This window comes from Microbacterium sp. NPDC077391 (assembly GCF_040686955.1).
Lineage (GTDB): Bacteria > Actinomycetota > Actinomycetes > Actinomycetales > Microbacteriaceae > Microbacterium > Microbacterium commune.
On sequence record NZ_JBFBMI010000003.1, the window covers coordinates 245,751 to 268,607 of the forward strand.

Here is a 22,857-nt window from a genome sequence, read left to right on the forward strand (position 1 = left end):
CCCCGCTGCAGTCGTGTGGCGGGGGTCAGTCGCTGTGCGAGGTCTGCCACGATGCCGGGCCGGTGGAACCGGCGGGGTACTCGTCGAGCGGCGTCTCGCCGCGAGCCCAGGCATCCCGAACCGGCTGGATGATCCGCCAGCACTGCTCGGCCTCATCCGCGCGCACCGACAGCGCGACATCGCCGTCGAGCAGCTCGTCGAGCACCTCCTCGTACGACCGCTGCTGCCCGACGCCGAGCTGCGCGACGAGCTCCTCGTCGCGCAGCGCGAACGGGTCATCGCCTCCCGTCACGTGCAGCCGCAGGTGCATCTCGTCGGGGCCGAGCGAGAAGGTGAGGCGGCCGCCGTCGGCGGGGGTGCCGTTCAGCCCCGGCGGCACGTGCCGCACGGGCTTGAAGGTCACCACGATCTCGGAGCGCTTGCGATCGAGCCCCTTGCCGGAGCGCAGGGTGAACGGCACGCCGGCCCAGCGGTCGCTGGACACCTCGAAGACGACCTCGGCCAGCGTCTCGGTCTGCCGTGAGACGTCGACGCCGTCCTCGTCGCGGTACGAGGGAAGCTCACGGATGCCGCCGTCGGCGAGATGCTGCGTGCCCGCGGTGTACTGCGCCCGGCGCGAGAAGCGGGCGGGGTCGTCGCCCATCACGTGCGTGGCACGCAGCACCTCCGCTTTCGCGTCGCGCAGATCGCGTTCGCCCAGCGTCGCCGGGGGATCCATCGCGAGCAGGGCGAGCACCTGCAGCAGGTGGCTCTGGATCATGTCGATCATGGCTCCGGCCCTGTCGTAGTAGCGGGCTCGACCTTCGAGGGCGACGGACTCGTCGAAGCGGATCAGCACCTCCTGGATGTGCTCAGCCGACCACACCGGCTCCCAGATGCGGTTGGCCAGGCGCACGCCGAGCAGGTTGAGCAGGGTCGACCGACCGAGGAAGTGGTCGACGCGGAAGATCTGGTTCTCGGGCACCAGCGCCAGCAGCTTGTCGTTGAGCGCGCGGGCGCTCGCCTCGTCCTGCCCGAACGGCTTCTCCATCGCCAGCACGGTGCCCTCGGGCAGCGTCAGCCCGGTCATCGCATCGATCGCGGCGGCGGTGACTGCCGGCGGCAGCGCGAAGTAGAGCACGGTGTTCGGGTCGAGCGTGTCGACGAGGGATGTCACGGCCGAGGGATCCGTCACATCGGCCTGCACGTAGTCGGCGACGCCGACCCGGTCCAGCGCCCCCGGGGAGTCGGAGAACGCCTTCTCGACCGTGGCGTGCCACGTCTCGGCATCCCAGTCCTCGGTCCCCGACCCCCTCAGGGTGACGCGGTGTTTGCGCTCCTTGCCGAGCAGCGTCGCGAGCGAGGGCAGCAGTAGGCGAGAGGTGAGATCGCCGGTCGCACCGAGGATGAAAAGCGTTGTGGTCGTCGACATGGCACCGAGGGTAGTCGCCGCCGGATCGAGCGCAAGGGGGGTGGAGCGGGTTCGACGGCGGTGACAGACTGCGCTCGTGGTGACGCGAATCGAGGACTACGCCCTGCTCAGCAACTGCCGTACGGCGGCGCTCGTGTCGATGGAGGGGAGCATCGACTGGCTGTGTCTGCCGCGACTGGACTCGCCCAGCACCTTCGCCGCGCTGCTGGGCGACGAATCGCACGGACGGTGGATGGTGCGTCCCGACGATCCGGATGCCGTGGCGACCCGTCACTACGACCGTGACACGTTCGTGCTCATCACCCGATGGCAGAGCGGCGATGCCGTCGCCGAGGTGCACGACTTCATGCCCATCGACCCGGACCCGGGTGTGCAGATCCGGCGGACGGATGTCGTGCGCCGCGTCGTCGGGCTGAGCGGCGAGATGACGTTCACGCAGAGCCTGCGCATCCGGTTCGATTACTCCCGAGCGATGCCGTGGGTGCGGCAGACGGGCACCGACGACGAGCCTCAGCTGGTCGCCATGGCCGGGCCCGATGCGGTGGTCGTGCGCGGGGCACGTCTCACGGCGATCGACCACGAGCACCGCGGCGAGGTGCGCGTCGCCGCCGGCGAGGCGCGCGATCTGCAGCTGGCGTGGTTCCCGTCGCACCGCCCCGCACCCGACCCGCTCGATGTCGATGACGTTCTCGAGGCGACGAAGACGTGGTGGCAGAGCTGGGCCGACAGGATCGAGCACTCCGGACCGCACCACGAGAAGGTCGTGCGGTCGCTGCTCATTCTGCGTGCTCTGACGAATCACGAGACCGGGGGGATCGCCGCGGCGGCCACCATGGCGCTGCCCGAGGAGATCGGCGGCGAGCGCAACTGGGACTACCGCTACGTATGGCTGCGTGACGCCGCGCTCACACTCGAGGCACTGCTCGACCACGGCTTCCTCGGCCTCGCCGACAGCTGGCGCGAGTGGCTGCTGCGCGCAGTGGCGGGTGATCCAGCCGATCTGCAGATCATGTACGGCCTGGCAGGCGAGCGCGATCTGACCGAGCGCGAGTTGACCGCGCTGCCCGGCTACGCCGGATCGTCGCCGGTGCGGGTGGGGAACGGGGCGTGGGGGCAGTATCAGGCGGATGTCGTCGGCGAGGTGCTCGTGACCCTCTCGGCCGCCCGCAAGGCCGGTCTTGCCGAGAGCGCGTTCTCGTGGCCGCTCGAGCGCAGCCTGCTGCGGTTCGCCGCGGATCAGATCGATCAGCCGGATCACGGTCTCTGGGAGATCCGTGGGCCGGCGCGCATGTTCACCCATTCGCGGGTGATGATGTGGGCGGCGTTCGACCGCGGTGTGCACGCGGTGGAGGACTACGGTCTGCCCGGCGCGGTCAAGACCTGGCGCACGCTGCGCGACCGGCTGCGAGAAGAGATCGATTCCCGGGGAGTGCGAAACGGACATTTCACCCAGCATTACGGCACGGACGAGGTGGACGCGTCGCTGCTGCTGCTTCCGGAGGTCGGCTACTGTCGACCCGATGACGAGCGGATGCTGGCGACGGTCGACCGCATCGAGAAGACGCTCATGCACGACGGCCTGCTGTACCGGTACCGCACGTCGAGTGGCGTGGACGGGCTGGCGGGGGAGGAGAGCCCGTTCCTCGCGTGCTCGTTCTGGCTCGTCGAGCAGTACGCGAGCACGGGACGACGCGACGAGGCCGCCCAGCTGATGGACCGGCTCTGCTCGCTGACCAACGACGTCGGGATGCTCGCGGAGGAGTACGACCCGATCGCCGGTCGACAGCTGGGCAACACGCCGCAGGCGTTCTCGCACCTCGCTCTGGTGCGCGCCGCCGACGCGCTGACCGACAGCGAGAGCATGCCCCGCTGACGCGGAGAGCGCCGTCCCCGGATCGGGGACGGCGCTCTTCGGGAAAGTGCTCGGGTCAGGCGTTGGCGAGCAGCGTCTCGTCGATCGGCCGACGCACGCGCGGCGCCGACTCGCGCTCCTGCAGTGCCTCGGGCAGCTCCCCGGCATCGCCGAGCTCGCCCAGGGCGATGACGGTGATCGGGGTGAAGCGCTCGCCGAGGTCGGTCAGCTCGCTGATGGCGGCGGGGTCGAACCCGCTCATCTGGTGCACGACGAGGCCGTCGTGGTGGGCCTGCACCGACAGGTGCGCGACGGACTGACCGAGGTCGTAGACGGCGTGCGAGATGGGAGCGCCTTCTTCGTTCGTGGTCTCCGCGACGGCGACGATGAGTGCCGCGGCGTTGCCGGCCCACGCCTGGTTGAAGCCCATCAGCGCGGACTGGATGCCCCGGTGCAGCTCGGTGCCGCGGCGGGCGACGATGAAGCGCCACGGCTGCGAGTTGTTGGCACTCGGGCTCCAGCGGGCGGCCTCGAGGGCGGAGGAGAGCTTGGCCTCGTCGATCGGCGTCTCGGAGTCGTAGGCGCGCGGGCTCCACCGGTCGGCGAGCACATCGAGGACGGGATGCTCGGTGGGTGCGGTGCGATCGATCACGGGGGTGCTCATCAGATGAGGCCTTTCGTTATGCGGCTGGTTCGGGCGGACCTCATCGTCCATCCGACACAACCCTTTCATGCACTCGCATATTCCTCGGCATCCGGGGCCGTTTCGCGAGTGGGTCCGCGGGTCAGCCGCGCAGGGCCTCGGCGAGCCGCACCCGGGCGCCCATCCGAAGCAGCGAGTTCTCGTAGATCTTCGCCGCGACGACGATCGCTGCGGCGCACGTCGCGAGCAGGATCACCAGCGACAGAGCGCCCTCCCACCACTGCGCCTCGCCGACGAACATCCGCACCGGCATCGCCACCGGGGCCGAGAACGGCACGTACGACATGATCGTCAGCACCAGCGGGTTGTCGTTGAAGAAGATCACCAGGAAGTACGGCGCCATCACCAGCATCATCAGCGGCATGGTCGTCGAGCCGATGTCCTCCTGCCGTGACACCATCGCCGCCGCGGCCGCGTACAGCGAAGCCAGCAGCACGAACCCGAACAGGAAGAACACCGCGAACCACAGGATGGGGGCGCCGACGCCGCTGAGCACGTCCTCCTGGCCGGTCACGATCAGCCCGACGATCGCGATCACGGCCAGCGCGATGATCTGGCCCATCGCGAGCACGGTGTTGCCGAGCACCTTGCCGGCGAGCAGCGTGCGCGTCGGGATCGCCGAGATCAGCAGCTCGACCACCCGGGTCTGCTTCTCCTCGACCACGCTCTGCGCGATCGTGCCGCCGAAGGTCGACGCGGCGATCAGGAACACGAGGCCGAACCCGAGCGCCACCAGGTAGCGCAGCAGCGGGTCGGTGTCGGCCGGCTGCAGCACCTCGACGGTGGGCGACTGCGACAGCATCATCATGAGCCCGGTCGGCGCGCCCTCCTTCGTGAGCACCACGTACCCGAAGCCGGTCGGATCGCCCGGCACGAGGGCGGCCTCCACCTCGCCGCTCGTGACGAGGTCTTCGGCGGCCGCACGATCGGCCACCTCGCGCGGCTCCAGCCCGGGCATCCCGTCGAGCACCGGCGCGGTCTCGGACGTGACGGCGACGGCATCCGCGGTCGGGCTCTTGCTCATGAACCCGCCGAGGATCACCCCGGCGAGGGCGATCAGCAGCAGGATGCCCGTGGCGATGACGAACGCGCGACTGCGCAGCTTCGCGGTGATCTCGCGCTCGGCGACGAGCCAGACAGCACTGTTCATGCGATGACCTCCTTGAAGATCTGGGCGAGGGAGGGATGCTGCGGGGCGAAGCTCGACACGGCCGCGCGGTCCATGGCCTCGCGCAGCACGCGCTGTGCGGTGTCGGGGGTGTCGACGTCGAACAGCGCGGATCCGCCCTCGAAGTCGATCACGGAGACGCCCGGCTCGCCGCGCAGCCAGCCGGCATCTCCGCCGGAGTGCAGCTGGTAGCGCAGCGTCGAGTGGGCCGAGCGCAGCTCGTCTCGCGAGCCGGCGGCGCGGATCGTGCCTCCGGCGATGATGATGAGGTCGTCGCACAGCCGCTCGACGACATCGAGCTGGTGCGACGAGAACAGGATGGCGGCTCCCGCCGCGGCGCGGCGCTGCAGCACCTCGGCGACCACGTCGACCGCGAGCGGGTCGAGGCCCGAGAACGGCTCGTCGAGGATGAGCACCTGCGGATCGTGCACGAGAGCCGCAGCGATCTGTGCTCGCTGCTGGTTGCCCAGGGAGAGGGCCTCGATCTTCTCGTCGAGGCGTTCGCCGAGCCCGAGCTCCTCGAGCAGCGCGGTGCCGCGCGCGGTGGCGTCGGCCTTGTTGAAGCCGTGCAGGCGAGCGAGGTAGACGACCTGCTCGAGCACCTTCATCTTCGGGTACAGGCCGCGCTCCTCCGGCATGTACCCGAAGCTCTGCCGGTCGTCGGCCGTCGCCGGGTGCTCGTCCAGCGTCACGGTGCCGCCGTCGGCGGCGAGCACGCCGAGGATGATCCGCATGGTGGTCGTCTTGCCCGCGCCGTTGCCGCCGACGAATCCGGTCAGTCGCCCGGGGGCGACGTCGAACCGGATGCCGTCGAGCACCCTGCGCGAGCCGTAGCTCTTGGTGATGCCGTCGAGTCTGAGGAAGCTCATGACCCCACGCTAGGGAAGGCCGGTGGCGCCCGGCATCCCCCCTGCGACGGATTCGGGGGATCCGCCTACCGGCCGAGGTGCAGGGCGGCGCGCACGACGAGTCCGGCGACGAGAGCCCAGAACGCGGCGCTGATCCCCAGCAGGGCGACACCCGACGCCGCGACGAGGAAGGTCACGACAGCGGGCATCCGCTCGCCGGGGTCGTCGATCGCCTGCTGCACCGCCGAGCCGAACGCCCCGAACAGCGCCAGGCCGGCCACGGCGGGGATGACGGCGGCGGGGGCCAGCAGCACGAGCGCGGCGAAGACGGCCGACAGCCCACCGAGCACGATGTACGACACCCCCGTCGAGACCCCCGCGATCCACCGGCGCGCGGGATCCGGCTCCGCCTCGGGGGCTGCGGCGAGGGCGGCGCTGATCGCCGCCAGGTTGATCGCGTGACCCCCGGCCGGCGCCCCGAGCGCGGTGCCGATGCCGGTGACGAGCATCGCCGGTCGCCACGGCACCTCGTACCCGAAGCTGCGCATCACAGCGATGCCCGGCACGTTCTGCGACGCCATCGTCACGATGAACAGCGGCAGGGCGATGCCGACGATCGATCCGAGGGTGAAGGTGGGAGCCGTGAAGACGAGGGCGGGCAGCAGCGCCCCCGGGTCGACATCGGTTCCGGATGCCGCGATGCCGGCCACCACGACGACCGTCGCTGTCATGAAGGCCGCCGGCACCGCCCAGCGCGGAGCCAGCCGCGTGACGACCAGCCACGTGAGCACGACCGGCACGACGCCCCACGGGTTCGTGACCATCCCGCTGATCGGGGCGAGACAGAGCGGCAGCAGGACACCGGCGAGCATGGCCTGTGCGATCGACGGCGGGATCGCCGCGACCAGAGCGCCGAGGCGCGGCACGAGGGCGGTGAGCAGGATGAGCGCGGCGACGACGACGAACGCCCCCACGGCGGCGGGCCAGCCGCCGTCGACGACGCTGACCGCGGCGAGCAGAGCAGCGCCGGGAGTCGACCAGGCCGACGTGATCGGCATGCGGCAGCGCCAGGCGAGGATGATGCATGCGGCGCCCATCGTGAGACTGAGCGCCAGCAGACCGCTGGCGGCCTGAGCAGGGGTGGCGCCGACGGCGTCGAGCCCGGTGAGCACGACGGCGAAGGAGCTGGTGAAGCCGACCAGGGCGGTGACGATCCCCGCAGTGATCGGACGGATCCGCCAGGGCCTCTCCACGGACGTCGATGCGGTGCTCATCGGGTGAGTCCGTGGCGGTGGGCCAGCACGATCGCCTGCACGCGGTCGCGGGCGCCGAGCTTCTGCAGCACGCGGGACACGTGGGTCTTCACGGTCGCCTCGCCGATGAACAGCCCTCGGGCGATCTCCGCGTTGCTGCGGGCGTCGGCCATCAGCGCGAGCACCTCCGACTCGCGGTCCGTGAGCGGTTCGGCGAGGACGTGCGCCCGGGCCGGGGTGGTGCGTTCCTGCGCTTCGGCGACGGGCGTCGCGCAGAACCGCGACAGCACGCGGCGGGTCACCTCGGGGGCGAGGATCCCGTCGCCCGCAGCGAGCGCTCGGACCGCTGTGATCAGCTCCTCCGGGCCGGCGTTCTTCAGCAGGAAGCCCCCGGCGCCGGCATCCAGCGCCTGGAAGAGGTACTCGTCGCGATCGAACGTCGTGACGATGGCGACCGCGGCTGTGACGGCAGGGTCGGCGGCGATGCGCCGGGTCGCCTCGATGCCGTCCATGTCGGGCATCTGCACGTCCATCGTGATGACGTCGGGCTGCAGCCGGGCGGCCAGCTCGACACCCTCGGCCCCGGTCGCGGCCTCGCCGACGACCTCGATGTCGGGCTGGGTGCAGAGAATCGCGCGGAATCCGGCGCGCAGCATGGCGTGGTCGTCGACGAGCAGCACCCGGATCATCCGACACCCCCTCCCCCTGCTTTCGAATCGCTCACCTTGTCGCTCCCGGTGCCCGGATGCCGCCAAGTGAGCGATTCGAAAGCAGGGGGCGCCGCGATCGGCACGGTGACCCGCACGCGGAAGCCCCCCTGCGGGCGCGGCTGCAGCTCGATCTCGCCGCCGGATGCCAGGGCGCGCTCGCGCATGCCCAGCTGGCCGAGCCCCGGGCGCAGCACGCCGACCGTGCGGCCGCTGTTCACGATCTCCAGCTCCACGGCACCGCGGTTCCAGCGCAGCCGCACATCCGCCGTCGCGCCCGATCCCCCGTGCCGTCGGGCGTTGGTCAGCGCCTCCTGTGCGATCCGGTACAGGTTCACGCCGACCGTCGTCGGCACCGCAGCAGGGTCGCCGATCTCGGTGAAGGCGGTCGGCAGACCGGCATCCGTCGATGCCTGCGCAAGGCGCTCGAGGTCGGCGAGACCGACGGCAGACGGCTCATCCGACCCGCCGTCGCCGGGCTCGCGGAGGGTCTCGAGCAGCTGCCGGAAGTCGCCGATCGCCTCGCGGGACGCGTCTTCCACACTCGACAGCATCCGCTTCGCCTCGTCGGGGTCGCGGTCGATCATGAGCCGCGCCGCACCGGCCTGCACGCCCATCACCGACACGTGGTGCGCGACGACGTCGTGCAGCTCGCGGGCGATGCGCACCCGATCCAGAGCCACCGCCTGCGCGGCGGTGAGCTCGCGCTCGGCCTCGAGCTCGGCGGTGCGCTGTTCGAGCACGAAGCGCTGCGCGGCGGCGTGCCACGAGCGCTCACCGAAGTAGTACGCGCCGCCGAAGTAGAGCACGTTGATCAGCAGGTTCAGCATCATGAACGCCACGAAGGGCGAGAACAGCCCCGCGGCGACGTCGGCCTTGTCCGCCTCATCGATCGCATCGCGATACATCACGATGATCAGCCACACGAACATGCCGAGGATGATCCCGGCCCGCACGAAGAACGCGCGACGGCGGTCGATCATCCATGCACCCACGGTGTACAGTGCGATGAACATGGCGATGTTGGTGGCGTACACCTCCGGGACGCGCAGTGTGACGCTGGTGAACATGACCAGGGCGATGACGACAGCGGCCAGAGCCGGATACCGCCGGCGCACGATGAGCGGAGCGGAGAGCCCCACCGCCACCAGCAGCGCCCCCCAGAGGGGCGCCTGCTCATCGCTGTAGAGGCCCGAGATGCTCGACAGCGCCGCGCTGATGACCGCGCCGACCAGCATGATCACAGCGAGCAGCAGGTCCTGGCGCCGGTCGCGGTCGGTCGGGGTGCGGCTGAAGACGGCGGGCTCGGGCATCTCTCCAACTTACGGATGAGGGGATGCCGGGGCATCCCTCCCACGACGGATGGCGCAGGCGGAGGCGGAACCCGTCAGTCGCTCTGATCGGCGGGAAGCAGGTCGGCGACCGACTGCACGATCTCGTCGGGGCGGAACGGGTACCGCTCGATCTCCGCCCGGTCGCTGATGCCGGTCATGACCAGCACCGTGTGCAGACCGGCCTCGATGCCGGCGACGATGTCGGTGTCCATGCGGTCGCCGATCATCCCGGTCTTCTCGGAGTGCGCCCCGATCTTGTTCAGCGCCGAGCGGAACATCATCGGATTCGGCTTGCCCACCACGTACGGCTCGCGACCGGTGGCCTTCGTGATCAGCGCGGCGATCGCGCCGGTGGCGGGCAGCGGGCCCTCGGCACTGGGCCCGGTGGCATCGGGGTTGGTGACGATGAATCGCGCTCCGGCGCCGATGAGCCGGATCGCCTTGGTGATCGCCTCGAACGAGTAGTTGCGGGTCTCGCCGACCACGACGAAGTCGGGCCGGGTCTCGGTCATGATGAAGCCCGTCTCGTGCAGCGCGGTGAGCAGGCCCGCCTCGCCGATGACGAAGGCCGAGCCGCCAGGCAGCTGCTGGGCGAGGAAGTCGGCGGTCGCGAGCGCGGAGGTCCAGATCCGCTCCTCGGGCACGTGCAGGCCGCTGGCGCGCAGCCGGGCCGAGAGGTCGCGCGCGGTGAAGATGGAGTTGTTGGTGAGCACGAGGTAGGGGACGCCGTCGCGCTCCCACTCGGCGAGCAGCTCGGATGCGCCGGGGATCGCGTCGTTCTCGTGCACGAGAACGCCGTCCATGTCGGTCAGCCAGCATTCGATCTCAGAGCGGTCAGCCATGGCATCAGGCTATCGGCTGTGCCTCCGCAGGAATTCCTGAGGCGGTCAGCCGCCCAGCATCCGCTCGATCACGGCGGCGACGCCGTCGTCGGCATTCGAGCCGGCGACCTCGTCGGCGGCATCCCGCACGACGTCGATCGCGTTGCCCATCGCGACGCCGTGCCCGGCCCACTGCAGCATCTCGAGGTCGTTGAGGGCGTCGCCGAAGGCCAGCACCTCGTGCGCCTCGACGTCGAGGCGCCGACACACCTGCGCAAGTCCGGTCGCCTTGGTCACGCCCTGCGCCATCACCTCGACGAACGGCGCACCCGACAGTGTCGACGCGAAGCCCGACAGCCCGAGAGCGTTCAGCGTCGCGTAGATCTCGTCGATCGGCACCGACGCGTGCCGGATCACGAGCTTGAGACTGGGCGAGCCGAGCACCTCGTCGAGTGCGACGCCGCCCATCGTCTCGGGGTCGCGCTTGTGGTCGCTCAGCTGCGCGAGCGCGGCGTAGCCGTGCTGGGCGACGAATCCCTCGCCGGCGTCGCGCACGCTCGCGAAGACCAGATCGGGGATGCTCTTCAGCAGCGCCCGCGCCAGCTCGCCCTGCACATCGGCGGGGATCTCCGCCGCGAACAGGTGCTCTCCGGTCGTCAGGTGCAGGCCGTAGGCGCCGTTGCCGCACAGCGCCCAGGAGTCGAGACCGGCCTGCTCGGCGATCGGCCGCAGCCCGATGGGCTGGCGGGCGGTGACCGGGATCGTCTCGATCCCGGCATCCCGAGCGGCGTCGAGAGCCGCCCTGGTACGCGGCGACACCTCACCGGACTCGTCGAGCAGGGTGCCGTCGAGGTCGGTCGCGATCAGCCGGATGCCCGAGAGCGCACTCACGAGAAGATCATCGGCAGGTCGCCGTCGTCGTCACCACCGCCGAAATCGAGGTCGACGACGACGGGAACGTGGTCGCTCGGCTGCTCGCCCTTGCGCTCGTCGCGGTGGATCGACGCCCCGGTGACGGCGTCGGCGAAGGGCTTAGAGCCCAGCACGAAGTCGATCCGGATGCCCTCGTTGCGGGGGAACTTGAGGCGCTGGTAGTCCCAGTAGGTGTATCCCTCCGGGATCAGCGGACGGACGACGTCGGTCACCCCTGCCGACTCGAGGGCGAAGAACGCCTCACGCTCGGGGGGTGACACGTGCGTCGAGAAGCCCTGTACGATCGCGGGGTCACCGTTGTCGTGGTCGAACGGGATGATGTTGAAGTCGCCGACCAGCGCGAGCGGCAGGTTCGGGTCGGCGGCGAGCTCGGCGGCGGTCGCGGTGCGCAGCGCCTCGAGCCAGTGCAGCTTGTAGTGGTAGTGCTCGTCGTTCAGCGAGCGGCCGTTGGGCACGTAGAGGCTCCACACCCGCACGCCGTCGACCATCACGCCCAGGGCGCGCGCCTCGAGCGGGGCATCCGGGCCCTCGTGACCCTTCGCGAACCCGGGCTGGCCGGCGAACGAAGTGCGCACGTCGGTCATCGGCAGACGGCTCGCGATCGCGACGCCGTTCCACTGGTTCAGCCCGTGCACCTCCACCTGATAACCGGCCTCTTCGAACGGCTCGTAGGGGAACTGCTCGGGCTTGCACTTGGTCTCCTGGAAGGCGAGCACGTCGATGTCCTCCCGCACGGCGAAGTCGACGGCGCGCGAGACGCGCGTGCGGATCGAGTTGATGTTCCAGGTGGCCAGGCGCATGCATCCAGCCTATTCGGGGCGACGGACAGGCGCCGTCCGACGGCTGCCGCTCTGCGGCTACCGCTCGGCGGGGTCTCCCGTGCCGATCAGCACGCCGCGGGCGAGGGTGTGGAAGTGCCGGTTGAAGCCGAGCACCCCGGGCGTGGATCCGGGCTCGAGGTCGAGGTGGTCGACGTCGAGCGCGTCGACGACGAAGAAGTAGCGGTGGATGCCTGTACCGGCCGGAGGAGCCGCGCCGATGAAGCGCTCCTTGCGGGCTTCGTTCGGCAGCACGATCGCACCGTCGGGGAGGTCTGCCGTGGTGCCGTCGCTGCTGTCGAGGCGGCGCACGTCGGGGGCGATGTCGTAGGCGGCCCAGTGCCAGAAGCCGGATCCGGTGGGGGCGTCGGGGTCGAAGCACGAGATGGCGAAGCTGAGCGTGCCGGCCGGCGGGTCCGACCATTCGAGCGTCGGATGCCGGTCCTCACCCGCCCGATCGGATGACCAGGCGAAGCCGGGCAGCGGCCCGCCCGCCGTGAAGTCGGGGCTGGTCAGCGCGAGCGGGGCGACCGGACGCAGCTCGGCGAGTTCGGCATAGGGATCGAATGAGAACATGTGTGACCTCCTCGACCCACGGTAGGGGAGGAGTGGGCATCCGGCCAGGCGGCGAGCGGTGAATACACTGGATGCCGTGACCCACCTCGCCGAAGACCGCCAGGCCCTGCTCGATCTCATCAAGGACGAGGCCGTGTTCCACGGCGACTTCACTCTCTCCAGCGGCAAGAAGGCGACGTACTACGTCGACATGCGCAAGCTGACGCTCGACCATCGCGCGGCTCCCGCGATCGGGCGCATCATGCTCGACCTCATCAAGGACTTCGACATCGCCGCCGTCGGCGGGCTCACGCTCGGCGCCGATCCGATCGCGAACTCGGTGATGCACGCGTCGGTGGCGACGGAACGCCCGCTCGACGCATTCGTCGTGCGCAAGGAGCCGAAGGACCACGGCCGAGGCCGCCAGGTCGAGGGCGCCGACATCGCGGGCAAGCGGGTGATCGTGCTCGAGGACACCTCGACCACCGGCCAGTCGGCCCTGAAGGCCGTCGAGGTGCTGCGCCGCGAGGGCGCCGAGGTGCTCGCGGTCGCCGTGATCGTCGATCGCAAGACCGGTGCGCAGGCCGCGATCGAGGCCGAGGGCCTGCAGTGGCTCGCCGCGTACGACCTCGACGACCTGGGCCTCGACCCGCAGTAGTCGCTGTGCCCGCCGGCACCCCGCTGACACCCCGGTGACACTCCGGGGGCCGACACTCCAGATGTCGGACCCATTCGCGGGATCCGTCCGACATCTGGAGTGTCGTCCCCCGATTCGTACGTGGTTCCGGTGTGTCGTCAGCGCTTACCGCGGGGCCGGTCGTCGTCGTCCCAGGGGCCCTCGTACCACTCGCCCCGGTTGTCGCGCTTGCGCGGCTTGAGCAGCTGGATGGTGATGAGCGTCAACGACGCGAGGCCGATGCTGATCAGCACCAGGAACAGCATGTCGCTCTGATTCACGGTCGGTTCCTCCTCGCTCAGCCTAGGCTCAGCCAGATCGCGTGGGCTGCTCCGTCGGGCAGGTCGGCCGGAGCGGTGATCTCGACGCCGACGCTCACACCCGCGTCCTCCAGTCGCTGCAGCAGGTCGGGGTCGCGATCGCTCACCCGCAGCACGCGGCCGGTGTGCCCGGCGGGCGCGTCGCCGAGCAGCACGAACGGCTCGCGTACGACGTCGCCGTTCGCGTCGGGGATCGCGTCACCGTGCGGATCGAAGCGCGGGCGTCCGAGGCGCTCGTCGATGGCATCCAGCAGCCGATCGCTGATCGTGTGCTCGAGCACCTCGGCCTCGTCGTGCACCTCGTGCCAGGCGTAGTCGAACTCGCGCACCAGCCAGGTCTCGATCAGGCGGTGGCGGCGCAGCATCTGCAGTGCGCGCTCCCGCCCGGCATCCGTCAGCTTCACCGCACCGTACGGCACGTGCGAGACGAGACCTGCGGCAGCGAGCTTCTTCACCATCTCGGTGACGCTCGACGGGGCGATGCCGAGCGCACCGGCGAGCTGCGACGGGGTGATCGGCGCCTCCTGCCACTCGGTGTGCGCGTAGACCGTCTTGAGGTAGTCGTCGAAGGCGGGGGATGCCATGCTCAGCCGCCGAGTGAGGCCAGCACGTTGAACGCCGCGTTGCCCGCGAAGAACAGGACCGCGAACCCGGCGATCGCGGCGAGCAGCGACAGGCGCCCGTCGTAGTCGGTCACGCCCCGGGTGCCGATGGCGCGAGCCCGGAACGCGAGGAAGAGGGTCAGTGCACCGAGCGCGAGCTGCACCCACGGGCCACCGGCCGGAAGCAGATCAGGCAGCGCGATGAGCAGCACGCCCAGGGCTCCCGATGCGAGCGCGAACCACGTGCTCAGCTGCATCGCCCGACGCGCCTCGGAGTCGTCGCGGTGCTTCTTGGCGGGGGAGGAGGGCATGATCTCGAGCCTACCCGGGGCAGTCCGCGCCTCCCTCGCGTGCCGGGGTCACGCGCCGGTCGCGACCAGCCAGAGCAGTACGGCGTTCAGGGCGATCAGCAGCACCGCGAACACGACGCCGAGCACGGTGGTAATGGTGCGGTTGGCGTGCTCGCCGAGGGTGCGGCGCTGGGCGGTGAGCGCGACGAGCGGCACGAGCGCGAACGGGATGCCGAATGACAGCACCACCTGACTGAGCACGAGCGCGAGAGTCGGGTCGAATCCGACGCCGAGCAGCACCAGCGCAGGAATCAGGGTGACCAGGCGCCGGGCGAGCACCGGGATGCGCACGGTCAGCAGTCCGTGCATGATCTCCGCTCCCGCGTAAGCGCCGACGGAGGTCGACGCGAGACCGGACGCCAGCAGCCCGACCGCGAACAGGGTGCCGATCACCGGGCCGAGGCTCGCGCTGATCGCGGCATGCGCGCCCTCGAGCGAGTCGGTGCCGTCGACGCCGGCGAGATTGGCTGCGGCCAGCAGCAGGATCGCGAGATTGACGGAGCCCGCGATGACCATCGCGATCGTGACATCCCAGCGGGTGACGGCGAGCAGCATCCGGATGCCCGGGCGGCCGACCTCGGCGGCGAACCGATCGCGCGTGAGAGCACTGTGCGCGTAGATGGCGTGCGGCATGACGGTGGCGCCGAGGATCGAGGCGGCGAGAAGCACCGAGCCGCTGTCGGCGAAGCGCGGCAGCATGCCGCCGAGCACGCCCGCGGGGTCGGGCGGTGCGACGAAGAGTCCCGCGACGAACCCGATCACGATGACCGCCATCAGGCCGATGATGACGAACTCGAAGTGCCGTGGCCCGCGCCGGGTCTGGATGGTCAGCAGCACGATCGAGACGGCCCCGGTGATGGCTCCGCCGAGCAGCAGCGGAATGCCGAAGAGCAGATGCAGGGCCACGGCGCCGCCGAGCACCTCGGCGATGTCGGTGGCCATGGCGACGAGTTCGGCCTGCAGCCAGTACGCACGGCGCGCCCACCGATTGCGGATGCGGGTGCCGAGCACCTCGGGCAGGCTCTGCCCGGTGACGATGCCGAGCTTCGCCGACAGGTACTGGATCAGCCAGGCCATCACGTTGCCGACGACGACGACCCAGACGAGCAGGTACCCGTAGCGGGCGCCGGCGGTCATGTTGCTCGCTACGTTGCCGGGGTCGAGGTAGGCGACACCGGCGACGAGGGCGGGGCCGAGCAGCCAGGCGCTGCGCCACCATGACCCCCGCGCTCTCGTACTCTCCACCAGATTTTTAGGCACGCCTAAAAATAGCACTTCCCCTCCGGCTTTCGAATCGCTCAGTTGGCGACGGCCGCGGCCCCAGACCGGCAAGGTGGGCGATTCGAACGCGGGGGTGGGGGCCGCGGTTAGGCTGGGGACGATGGACGAGACCGGGTCAGAGACGCAGCCGGGATACGGCGTCGGCCCGTGGTCGGGCGAGTGGCCGACCGACGAGCACTACGACCCCGAGCTGCTCGCGCACGGCGACACCCGCAACGTCATCGACCGGTACCGGTACTGGCGGATGGATGCCATCGTCGCCGACCTCGACACGCACCGACACCCGTTCCACGTGGCGATCGAGAACTGGCAGCACGACATGAACATCGGCTCGATCGTGCGCAGCGCCAATGCGTTCCTCGCCGACACCGTGCACATCATCGGTCGCCGCCGCTGGAACAAGCGCGGCGCGATGGTGACCGATCGGTATCAGCACGTGGTGCACCACCCCGATGTCGCGGCGTTCACCGCGTGGGCGGCGGGCGAGGGCATCCCGATCATCGCGGTCGACAACGTGGGCGAGGCGGTGCCGGTCGACCGTGCCGCTCTGCCCGAGCGCTGCGTGCTGCTGTTCGGGCAGGAGGGGCCGGGGTTGTCGGATGAGGCGCTGGCCGCGGCATCCGGCCATATCGAGATCACCCAGTACGGCTCGACCCGCTCGATCAACGCGAGCGCGGCGGCGGCGGTCGTCATGTACGAGTGGTGTCGCCGATACGCCTGAGCGGATGCCCGGATGGAGACCGTCCGGCGCTTCTCTTGGTACGCAGTCCCGCGTAGGATGGGCCTGAGTCTCACGCGAATGGAGTGCGCCATGGCATCCGACTACGTCCCCCCGGTCGACGACTACCGGTTCCTCTTCGGCGAGGCGTTCGGCGTCGACCTGCCCGCGCGGTCGACCGGCGGCGCGTTCACCGCCGAGGACGCGACCGAGATCGTCGCGGGTGCCGGCGAGTTCGCGGCATCCGTCCTGGCGCCGCTCGAGACGATCGGCGATCGCGAGGGCGCCCGCCTCGAAGACGGACAGGTGCGACTTCCCGCCGGGTTCGCCGAGGCGTATCAGGCGTTCGTCGAGGCCGGCTGGGTCAGCGCCGAGGCGCCTGAATCCGCCGGGGGCGACGGATTGCCCGGATCGATCCGCGCCGGTCTCGGCGAGATCTGGAACGCCTCCAACGCCGCGTTCGCACTGTGCTGGCTGCTGACCGCGGGGCAGATCCACGCGCTCGACGCGGCGGCATCCGACGAGATCCGCGAGACGTACCTGACCAGGCTCGTCTCGGGCGAGTGGACCGGCACGATGAACCTGACCGAGCCCGACGCGGGCACCGACCTGGGCGCGATCCGCACGATTGCGACGCCTCGGCCCGACGGGTCGTGGGGTGTCAGCGGGCAGAAGATCTTCATCACCTGGGGCGACCACGACGTGGCCGAGAACATCGTGCACCTCGTGCTCGCGCGCACGCCCGACGCCCCGGCCGGCGCCAAGGGACTGTCGCTGTTCGTCGTGCCGAAGTTCCTGCCCGACGCGTCGGGTGCGCCGGGCGAGCGCAACGCCGTCACCACGGTCGCGCTCGAGCACAAGCTCGGCATCCACGGCAGCCCGACCTGCGTGCTCGCTTACGAAGACGCGACCGGATACCTCGTCGGTGAGGTCGGCGGCGGCCTTGCGGGCATGTTCGTGATGATGAACTCCGCTCGCGCGGGCATGGGATTCCAGGCGACCGGCATCTCCGACCGCGCCTATCAGCAGGCCGTCGCCTATGCGGACGACCGTCGTCAGGGCGCGGTGCTCGACCGTCCGGCGGGTGCGCCGATCGCCGAGCATCCCGACGTGCGGCGCCTGCTGCTGTCGATGCAGAGTCGTCTGTTCGCCATGCGCGCGCTGGGCGTCTACGTCGGCGACCTGTTCGATCGGGCGGCGACGGACGACACCGGTGCGCTCGCCGAGTTCTTCGTGCCGATCCTCAAAGGGTGGGCGACGGAGGATGCCGTCGCGCTGACGAGCGACGCGATCCAGGTGCACGGCGGCATGGGCTTCATCGAGGAGACCGGCGTCGCGCAGCACTACCGGGATGCCCGGATCATGCCGATCTACGAGGGCACCACGGCGATCCAGTCGAACGACCTCATCGGCCGCAAGGTGATCCGCGACGGCGGCGCGACCGCTGAGGCGCTGTTCTCGCTCATCGGCGAGAACGTCGAGACGCTGCGGGGGCTGGAGCACGAGGTTGCCGCGCGCACGGCCGATCGCCTCGAGCGGGCGGTCGATGCGGCTCGCCGCGCCACGGCGTCGCTGCTCGGCTTCGGCATGACGCGCAACGCGTACGGCGTCAGCGTGCCGTACCTGATGCTGCTCGGAACCCTCGCCGGCGGCTGGATGCACGGCCTGGCGGTCGCTGCTGTGCTGGCGCACGCGACTCCGGACGCCGCAGACGCCGCACGCCTGGTGTCGGCCGACTTCTACGGTGCGCATCACCTGCCGCGCGTGCACATGCTCGCCGAGACGGTCGCGGCGGGCGAGGTCGCCTGACCGCACTCGGCGTCTTCGCCGACACCCCAGTCATCACCGAGACCCATGGCTGTGCACGTCCGCAGCCGGGGGTCTCGGCGGCAGGTAGGGGTGGCGGTGAGAGGACGCGGGCTCAGCCGATGCGGCCGGAGACCTCGATGTCCTGCGCGACGCGGACGCGCAGGTCGTGCACGCGCAGCGTGCGGCTCGCGCCGTCGGCGGCCGCCTCGGCGTTGAGATCGAGCCGCCGACCCTCGGCCTCGCGCAGCTCTTCGCGCATGAGGCGCAGGGCCAGGGCGATCAGCGGATTGCGGCTGCTCAAGCGCACGGTCTCCACGGCGATGATCGCATCGCGGGCGACGTGCAACTCTACGTGGGCGCGCACGGTCGCGTAGAAGACCTTCCACCGCACCGCAGCCACCGCGTCGATCGTGACGTTCTGATCGTCGTTCGCGGTGACATCCGTGTCGAGGCGGCGCAGCCGCATGCCCGATTCCTTCATCAGGGGGCGTGCGACCGACTCGATCATCGGACCCAGGTCATCGGCGCGCATGCGCACGGAGAAGGCGCCGCTCGGGGCGCCGGAGTCGTCGGCATCCGCGATCCCGAATGCCGTCGCCGGTCGGTCCGCGCGAATGGGCGTCTCGTAGCGAGCCCAGTCGAAGGCGACGTTCTGCAGGGTCGCGTCGATGCGGATGTTATATCCCTGGATGTTTGCCGGGTCGGCGGTGATTCGGGCGAAGCGCAACGCTCCGGGGATGCGGTCGAGGATGGCCGGCTCGGTATCCGCCTTCGCCTGCGGCTCAGGAGTCGCACCGTTCCCGGGCTTCATCTTCAGTTTCACGCCAGTGGCGTCGATGAGCAGGTGGGTGATCTCGGCGCCGTCGAGGTCGACTGTGGTGCGGACGTCGTCGAAGCCACTGACGCGCATGTCCGCGCTGCTCGCGATCTCGGCGAAGAGCTCGTCGCGCAGGCGGCGTTCGACGGTCGCGGAGTCGCCGGGCCAGGCATCCGGAACCCAGCTCTTGTCGTCGTGTCGGTTCCAGGGACTCATGCTCCCACCTTCGTCCACGCGTCGGTGCGCACCCGCCAGCCGAGGGTGCCGAGACGCGCGAGCAGGTACACGCCGAAGAACGCGACGGCGAGCCAGACGAGTCCGGCGGCGCCGGCGACACCGGTGGCGGCGATGATCCACAGCGCGGGCAGAAACGGCACGAGGTTCAGCACACCCGCGATCGCGAGGTAGCGGGCGTCGTTCGCGCCCATGAGCACGCCGTCGAGCACGAACACGATCCCCGCGACCGGCTGCGCGACCGCGAGCACGAGGAACGCGGGCTGCACGAGCGCACCGAGCTCGGCATCCCCCGTGAAGACGACGCCGATCACACCCGACAGGGCGGCGATGGCGGCGCCGACGATCACTCCGAACCACGCTCCCCACGCCACCGTGCGGCGCAGCACGCGGTGCACCTGCGCGAGATCGCCCGACCCGAGACCCCTGCCGATCATCGCCTGCGCGGCGATGGCGAGGGCGTCGAGGGCGAACGCGGCGGTCGAGAAGATGGTGAAGGCGATCTGCCAGCCGGCGAGCTCGCGCGTGCCGATGCCCGTCGCGACGGCCACGGTGGCGAGCAGCGCGACGCGCAGACTGACGGTGCGCAGGAACAGCCATCCGCCCGAGCGGGCGGTGCCCCGGATGCCGCTGCGCTGCGCCTTCATCGACGCGCCGTGTCTGAGGGCGAGACGGCGGATGACGACCACGTACGCCGAGACCATCCCCCATTGCGCGGTGACCGTGCCGAACGCAGAGCCGGCGATGCCCCAGCCGAATCCGTAGATGAAGACCCAGTTCAGCAGGGCGTTGGCGCCGAAGCCGAGGCCGGCGATCCACAGCGGGGTCATGGTGTCCTGCATCCCCCGCAGCAGCCCGGTGGCGGCGAAGACGATGAGCATCGCCGGCAGGCCCCACATAGAGATGGTGAGGTACGTCTGCGCCTCGGTGGAGACCGCGTCGGATGCCCCGAATGCGGCGATCAACGCCGGGCTCGCCAGTGCCCCGACAGCGGCGAGCACAGCGCCCAGCCCCAGGGCGAGCCACATGCCGTCGATGCCGACCGAGACGGCATCGCCGGGGCGGCCGGCTCCGTACCGGCGTGCGACGGCGGGCGTGGTGGAGTACGCGAGGAAGATCATCAGCCCGACGATCGTCTGCAGCACCGCGCTGGCGATGCCGAGGCCCGCGAGTGGTGAGGTGCCGAGGTGGCCGACCATCACCGAGTCGAGGATGAGGAATGCCGGCTCGGCGACGAGGGCGCCGAGGGCGGGCACGGCGAGTCGCAGGATCTCGCGGTTGAGCGCGGGGGACGGGGATGCGGTGGATGCCACCTCACGAGCCTATGGGGTGGGTCGGGCGCCGTCCCGCGGGCGCGGTCCCGCGGGTGCGGTCAGGCGGCGATGTCGTAGCGCGCTCTGCCGCCGGGGCGGGGTGTTCGGGTGGGGTCGATGTGGGGTGGTGGGATGAACCACACTCGTCCTCTGGTGCCGGAGCGCGTATCGCTGTTCTCGATGCGGATCTGCCAGGCGTTGTCGTGGATGCGGTGGTGGCAGGTCGAGCAGAGCAGGATGCCGTTGTTGAGGTCGGTGGGTCCGGCGTCTCGGTTCCACCAGTCGATGTGGTGGACTTCGGTCATGTGGGGTGGCAGTCCGCACATGGCGCATCCGCCGTCGCGGTCGACGAGGGCGAGTTTTTGGGTTCGGGTGAACAGGCGTTTCTCGCGTCCCCAGTCGAGGATGTCCCCGGCACTGTCGAGCACGCACGGGATGACGCCACCCGATGCGGCCATCCGCCGGATCGCGGTGACGGAGATCGGCTGGTCGACGCCGTCGATGCTTCCGGCGCCGGTGCCTGCGGCGAGGTCCGTGGCGTTGATGCGGACGATGACGGTCGCGCCGCTGACGGGCATCCGGCTGTCGCAGTCGAGCGCGTGGGCGCAGAACAGGGTGAGGGCGTCGGCGCGCATCATGGTGACGGTGCGTTGATCGGCATCCACCTCGCCCAGATCCGCGGTGTCGGCAGTGTCTTTGCGGGCCTGGAACTGCGCCGACACGTACCCGTCGATCGCCGCTTTGATCGGCGCGCCTTCTTCGACCGGGGTGACGAGGTTGAGGTGCAGCATGCCGTCGCGTTCGAACATGCTCAGCGCCCGCGCCGCCCGGCGCTCTTCTTCCCGCTGCTCGAGCCGGTCGGCTTCGAGTACCGCCTCGGCGCGCTTGACGAGTCGGCGCACGTCATCCAGCGACAGACCAACGGCCCGCTCGACCAGCTGCTGCTCGACATCCGCCACAAGGCCTTTGTCGGCCCCGATGCGGGCCCGGTCGAGGAACTCCACGATCACCGCCGCCCCGGCACCACCCAACCGGCCGGAGGTCACCGCGGTCTGCACGGCCGGGTACTTCGCCGGCGCGGGCTCGCCGAGCAGGTTCTGCCGGGGCGCGATGGCTTCCCCGACCTTCACCAGCCGCGCCGCATCTCCGGCGCTGGTGCCGGTGGTGGTCGCGATGAGCTGGGCGGTGTTGCGGAATCCCTGCTGCTTCGCGAGGGAGTCCGCACCCAGCTCTGGCCGGGACTCATGCGCGATGGCCGCGGCGACGTCGGCCTGCAGTGCATTCAGCGCCCGCCGCGCGGACCCGATGGCGCGGGTCATCGACACGAGGCCCGACCGGTTCAGGTCGGCCGCGGAACCGGCATCCGCCCAGACCCCGGCCAGAGCCGCGACGGCTTCTCGCAACGGGTCCAGAGCGGGTGCTGACATGTGAAAAGCCTAAACGCCGGCCACCCGCAAGTCAAGCAAAAGTACGAAGAAAACTGTACTACTTCTCCACAACTGTCGAAACTATATGCGAAAGCATCCATCGCCCGACGAGGAGGAAATCTACGCCCGGCCACCGACGCCCGCGTACCCTGAATCGCACGGAGGTGCCTGCCATGTCTGACGCGATGAGCAATGCCGCCCGCTACCGCGCCCGCCGCGACGCCGGCCCCGGTACAGAGGCCGAGCCGGAGAATGACGCGCCAATGGTGCTGAACGCGCAGAACAGGGCGGAGTTCGTCGAGACGGCCATCCAGCTCGCGATCCGCCGTGGCGAGTTCGACAACCTGCCCGGCGCCGGCAAGCCGCTCGAGGGGTTGGGCACGCATCACGATCCCGATTGGTGGATCCGCCGCAAGATCGAGACCGAGAATCTGTCGGGCCTGGGTCCTCCCGCGCTCATGCTGCGCGTCGAGGATCGTGAGCTCGACGGCGAGCTCGATCAGCTCGGCCGCGAGGAGGATGTGCGCGGCGTGCTCGACGACTTCAACCGCCGCGTGATCGAGGCGCGACGCCAGCTGCTCGGCGGCCCACCGGTGGTCACGCAGCCGCGCGACGTCGAGGCCGAGGTGGCGGCCTGGCGAGAACGCCGGGCGGCCCGGCAGGCGGATGCCCGTGCTGAGACGGCTCCGGATGCCGAGCCGAAGCGCGCTCGACGCTGGTGGCGGCGCTGACGTCTTCCACGGACCCGCCCGCCTCGCCGGTTCAGAGATGGGCAACGCCGGTGCGGATGCCCGTGCACCGGCGTTTCCCATCCCTGACGGCACTCACGGCGGCGTGCACCACGGCGCCCGCCCGCGCGAGGCCAGGGCCGGCGGGCCCGAGGTCGGCGCCGCCGCATAGGCTGGAC

At 70.3% G+C, this 22,857-nt stretch carries 23 protein-coding genes; 5 read left to right on the top strand and 18 right to left on the bottom strand.

All coding sequences use genetic code 11. The features are described from left to right. Positions 1 to 25: 25 nt before the first annotated feature. A complete protein-coding gene (locus AB0O65_RS09380; RefSeq protein ID WP_363384404.1) occupies positions 26 to 1,411 on the bottom strand; it encodes a glucose-6-phosphate dehydrogenase in 1,386 nt (461 codons plus the stop codon). A gap of 76 nt (positions 1,412 to 1,487) precedes the next feature. Between AB0O65_RS09380 and AB0O65_RS09385 the strand changes: the two genes are divergently transcribed. Next, complete coding sequence (locus tag AB0O65_RS09385) at positions 1,488 to 3,284, top strand: glycoside hydrolase family 15 protein (RefSeq protein WP_313480655.1); 1,797 nt, start codon at positions 1,488 to 1,490, stop codon at positions 3,282 to 3,284. Positions 3,285 to 3,339: 55 nt separating this feature from the next. Here the strand turns inward: AB0O65_RS09385 and AB0O65_RS09390 are convergent, their stop codons facing one another. From AB0O65_RS09390 to AB0O65_RS09435, 10 genes are all read right to left on the bottom strand, one after another. Then, positions 3,340 to 3,927, bottom strand: a complete 588-nt coding sequence (locus tag AB0O65_RS09390) for a nitroreductase family protein (RefSeq protein WP_071642014.1) — start codon at positions 3,925 to 3,927, stop codon at positions 3,340 to 3,342. A 121-nt stretch (positions 3,928 to 4,048) separates the two neighbouring features. Then, positions 4,049 to 5,116, bottom strand: coding sequence for an ABC transporter permease (locus tag AB0O65_RS09395; protein ID WP_071642016.1), 1,068 nt, complete (start codon positions 5,114 to 5,116; stop codon positions 4,049 to 4,051). Next, entirely contained in the window at positions 5,113 to 6,003 is an 891-nt protein-coding gene (locus AB0O65_RS09400; RefSeq protein WP_071642018.1) for an ATP-binding cassette domain-containing protein, read from the bottom strand. Before AB0O65_RS09400 ends, AB0O65_RS09395 begins: the two co-directional genes overlap by 4 nt. A gap of 65 nt (positions 6,004 to 6,068) precedes the next feature. Then, a complete protein-coding gene (locus AB0O65_RS09405; protein WP_363384410.1) occupies positions 6,069 to 7,256 on the bottom strand; it encodes a benzoate/H(+) symporter BenE family transporter in 1,188 nt (395 codons plus the stop codon). Continuing rightward, a complete protein-coding gene (locus AB0O65_RS09410) occupies positions 7,253 to 7,924 on the bottom strand; it encodes a response regulator transcription factor (RefSeq protein ID WP_363384413.1) in 672 nt (223 codons plus the stop codon). Before AB0O65_RS09410 ends, AB0O65_RS09405 begins: the two co-directional genes overlap by 4 nt. Continuing rightward, the gene (locus AB0O65_RS09415; RefSeq protein WP_363384416.1) at positions 7,921 to 9,255 is read right to left on the bottom strand and encodes a sensor histidine kinase; all 1,335 of its coding nucleotides are present in this window, start codon (positions 9,253 to 9,255) and stop codon (positions 7,921 to 7,923) included. The genes AB0O65_RS09410 and AB0O65_RS09415 overlap by 4 nt, the downstream gene beginning before the upstream one ends. 74 nt (positions 9,256 to 9,329) lie before the next feature. Next, entirely contained in the window at positions 9,330 to 10,118 is a 789-nt protein-coding gene (locus tag AB0O65_RS09420) for an HAD-IIA family hydrolase (protein WP_363384419.1), read from the bottom strand. Between the two features lie 45 nt (positions 10,119 to 10,163). Beyond that, positions 10,164 to 10,988, bottom strand: coding sequence for an HAD family hydrolase (locus AB0O65_RS09425; protein WP_363384422.1), 825 nt, complete (start codon positions 10,986 to 10,988; stop codon positions 10,164 to 10,166). Next, on the bottom strand, positions 10,985 to 11,830 hold the full coding sequence (locus tag AB0O65_RS09430) for an exodeoxyribonuclease III (RefSeq protein WP_071642028.1): 846 nt from the start codon (positions 11,828 to 11,830) through the stop codon (positions 10,985 to 10,987). Before AB0O65_RS09430 ends, AB0O65_RS09425 begins: the two co-directional genes overlap by 4 nt. A 57-nt stretch (positions 11,831 to 11,887) precedes the next feature. Then, the gene (locus tag AB0O65_RS09435; RefSeq protein WP_071642030.1) at positions 11,888 to 12,424 is read right to left on the bottom strand and encodes a YbhB/YbcL family Raf kinase inhibitor-like protein; all 537 of its coding nucleotides are present in this window, start codon (positions 12,422 to 12,424) and stop codon (positions 11,888 to 11,890) included. A gap of 76 nt (positions 12,425 to 12,500) precedes the next feature. On the opposite strand from AB0O65_RS09435, the gene pyrE reads away from it, so the two are divergent. After that, positions 12,501 to 13,061 carry an orotate phosphoribosyltransferase gene (gene pyrE / locus AB0O65_RS09440; RefSeq protein WP_071642032.1) on the top strand — a complete coding sequence of 187 codons (561 nt, stop codon included), beginning with the start codon at positions 12,501 to 12,503 and terminating at the stop codon, positions 13,059 to 13,061. Positions 13,062 to 13,198: 137 nt separating this feature from the next. On the opposite strand, the gene AB0O65_RS09445 is transcribed toward pyrE, so the two are convergent. From AB0O65_RS09445 to AB0O65_RS09460, 4 genes are read right to left on the bottom strand one after another with little or no spacing between them, the layout of a single operon-like run. Further along, entirely contained in the window at positions 13,199 to 13,360 is a 162-nt protein-coding gene (locus AB0O65_RS09445) for a hypothetical protein (RefSeq protein WP_177243801.1), read from the bottom strand. Between the two features lie 17 nt (positions 13,361 to 13,377). Next, on the bottom strand, positions 13,378 to 13,983 hold the full coding sequence (locus tag AB0O65_RS09450) for a metal-dependent transcriptional regulator (RefSeq protein ID WP_363384427.1): 606 nt from the start codon (positions 13,981 to 13,983) through the stop codon (positions 13,378 to 13,380). Between the two features lie 2 nt (positions 13,984 to 13,985). Next, positions 13,986 to 14,312, bottom strand: a complete 327-nt coding sequence (locus AB0O65_RS09455) for a hypothetical protein (protein WP_363384430.1) — start codon at positions 14,310 to 14,312, stop codon at positions 13,986 to 13,988. Between the two features lie 48 nt (positions 14,313 to 14,360). Next, positions 14,361 to 15,596 (bottom strand): Nramp family divalent metal transporter, encoded by a 1,236-nt coding sequence (locus AB0O65_RS09460; protein ID WP_318247214.1) that lies wholly within the window; start codon positions 15,594 to 15,596, stop codon positions 14,361 to 14,363. A gap of 136 nt (positions 15,597 to 15,732) precedes the next feature. On the opposite strand from AB0O65_RS09460, the gene AB0O65_RS09465 reads away from it, so the two are divergent. Both AB0O65_RS09465 and AB0O65_RS09470 read left to right on the top strand, forming a co-directional pair. Then, a complete protein-coding gene (locus tag AB0O65_RS09465) occupies positions 15,733 to 16,353 on the top strand; it encodes a TrmH family RNA methyltransferase (RefSeq protein ID WP_363384434.1) in 621 nt (206 codons plus the stop codon). Between the two features lie 90 nt (positions 16,354 to 16,443). Next, positions 16,444 to 18,159 carry an acyl-CoA dehydrogenase gene (locus tag AB0O65_RS09470; protein ID WP_363384437.1) on the top strand — a complete coding sequence of 572 codons (1,716 nt, stop codon included), beginning with the start codon at positions 16,444 to 16,446 and terminating at the stop codon, positions 18,157 to 18,159. Between the two features lie 112 nt (positions 18,160 to 18,271). Here the strand turns inward: AB0O65_RS09470 and AB0O65_RS09475 are convergent, their stop codons facing one another. From AB0O65_RS09475 to AB0O65_RS09485, 3 genes are read right to left on the bottom strand one after another with little or no spacing between them, the layout of a single operon-like run. Then, positions 18,272 to 19,192, bottom strand: a complete 921-nt coding sequence (locus tag AB0O65_RS09475) for a hypothetical protein (protein WP_363384440.1) — start codon at positions 19,190 to 19,192, stop codon at positions 18,272 to 18,274. Then, complete coding sequence (locus tag AB0O65_RS09480; protein ID WP_363384443.1) at positions 19,189 to 20,523, bottom strand: MATE family efflux transporter; 1,335 nt, start codon at positions 20,521 to 20,523, stop codon at positions 19,189 to 19,191. The genes AB0O65_RS09475 and AB0O65_RS09480 overlap by 4 nt, the downstream gene beginning before the upstream one ends. Before the next feature lie 59 nt (positions 20,524 to 20,582). Continuing rightward, the gene (locus tag AB0O65_RS09485; protein ID WP_363384446.1) at positions 20,583 to 21,950 is read right to left on the bottom strand and encodes a DUF222 domain-containing protein; all 1,368 of its coding nucleotides are present in this window, start codon (positions 21,948 to 21,950) and stop codon (positions 20,583 to 20,585) included. Between the two features lie 173 nt (positions 21,951 to 22,123). On the opposite strand from AB0O65_RS09485, the gene AB0O65_RS09490 reads away from it, so the two are divergent. Further along, complete coding sequence (locus AB0O65_RS09490) at positions 22,124 to 22,681, top strand: DUF1992 domain-containing protein (protein WP_363384449.1); 558 nt, start codon at positions 22,124 to 22,126, stop codon at positions 22,679 to 22,681. Positions 22,682 to 22,857 lie beyond the last annotated feature (176 nt).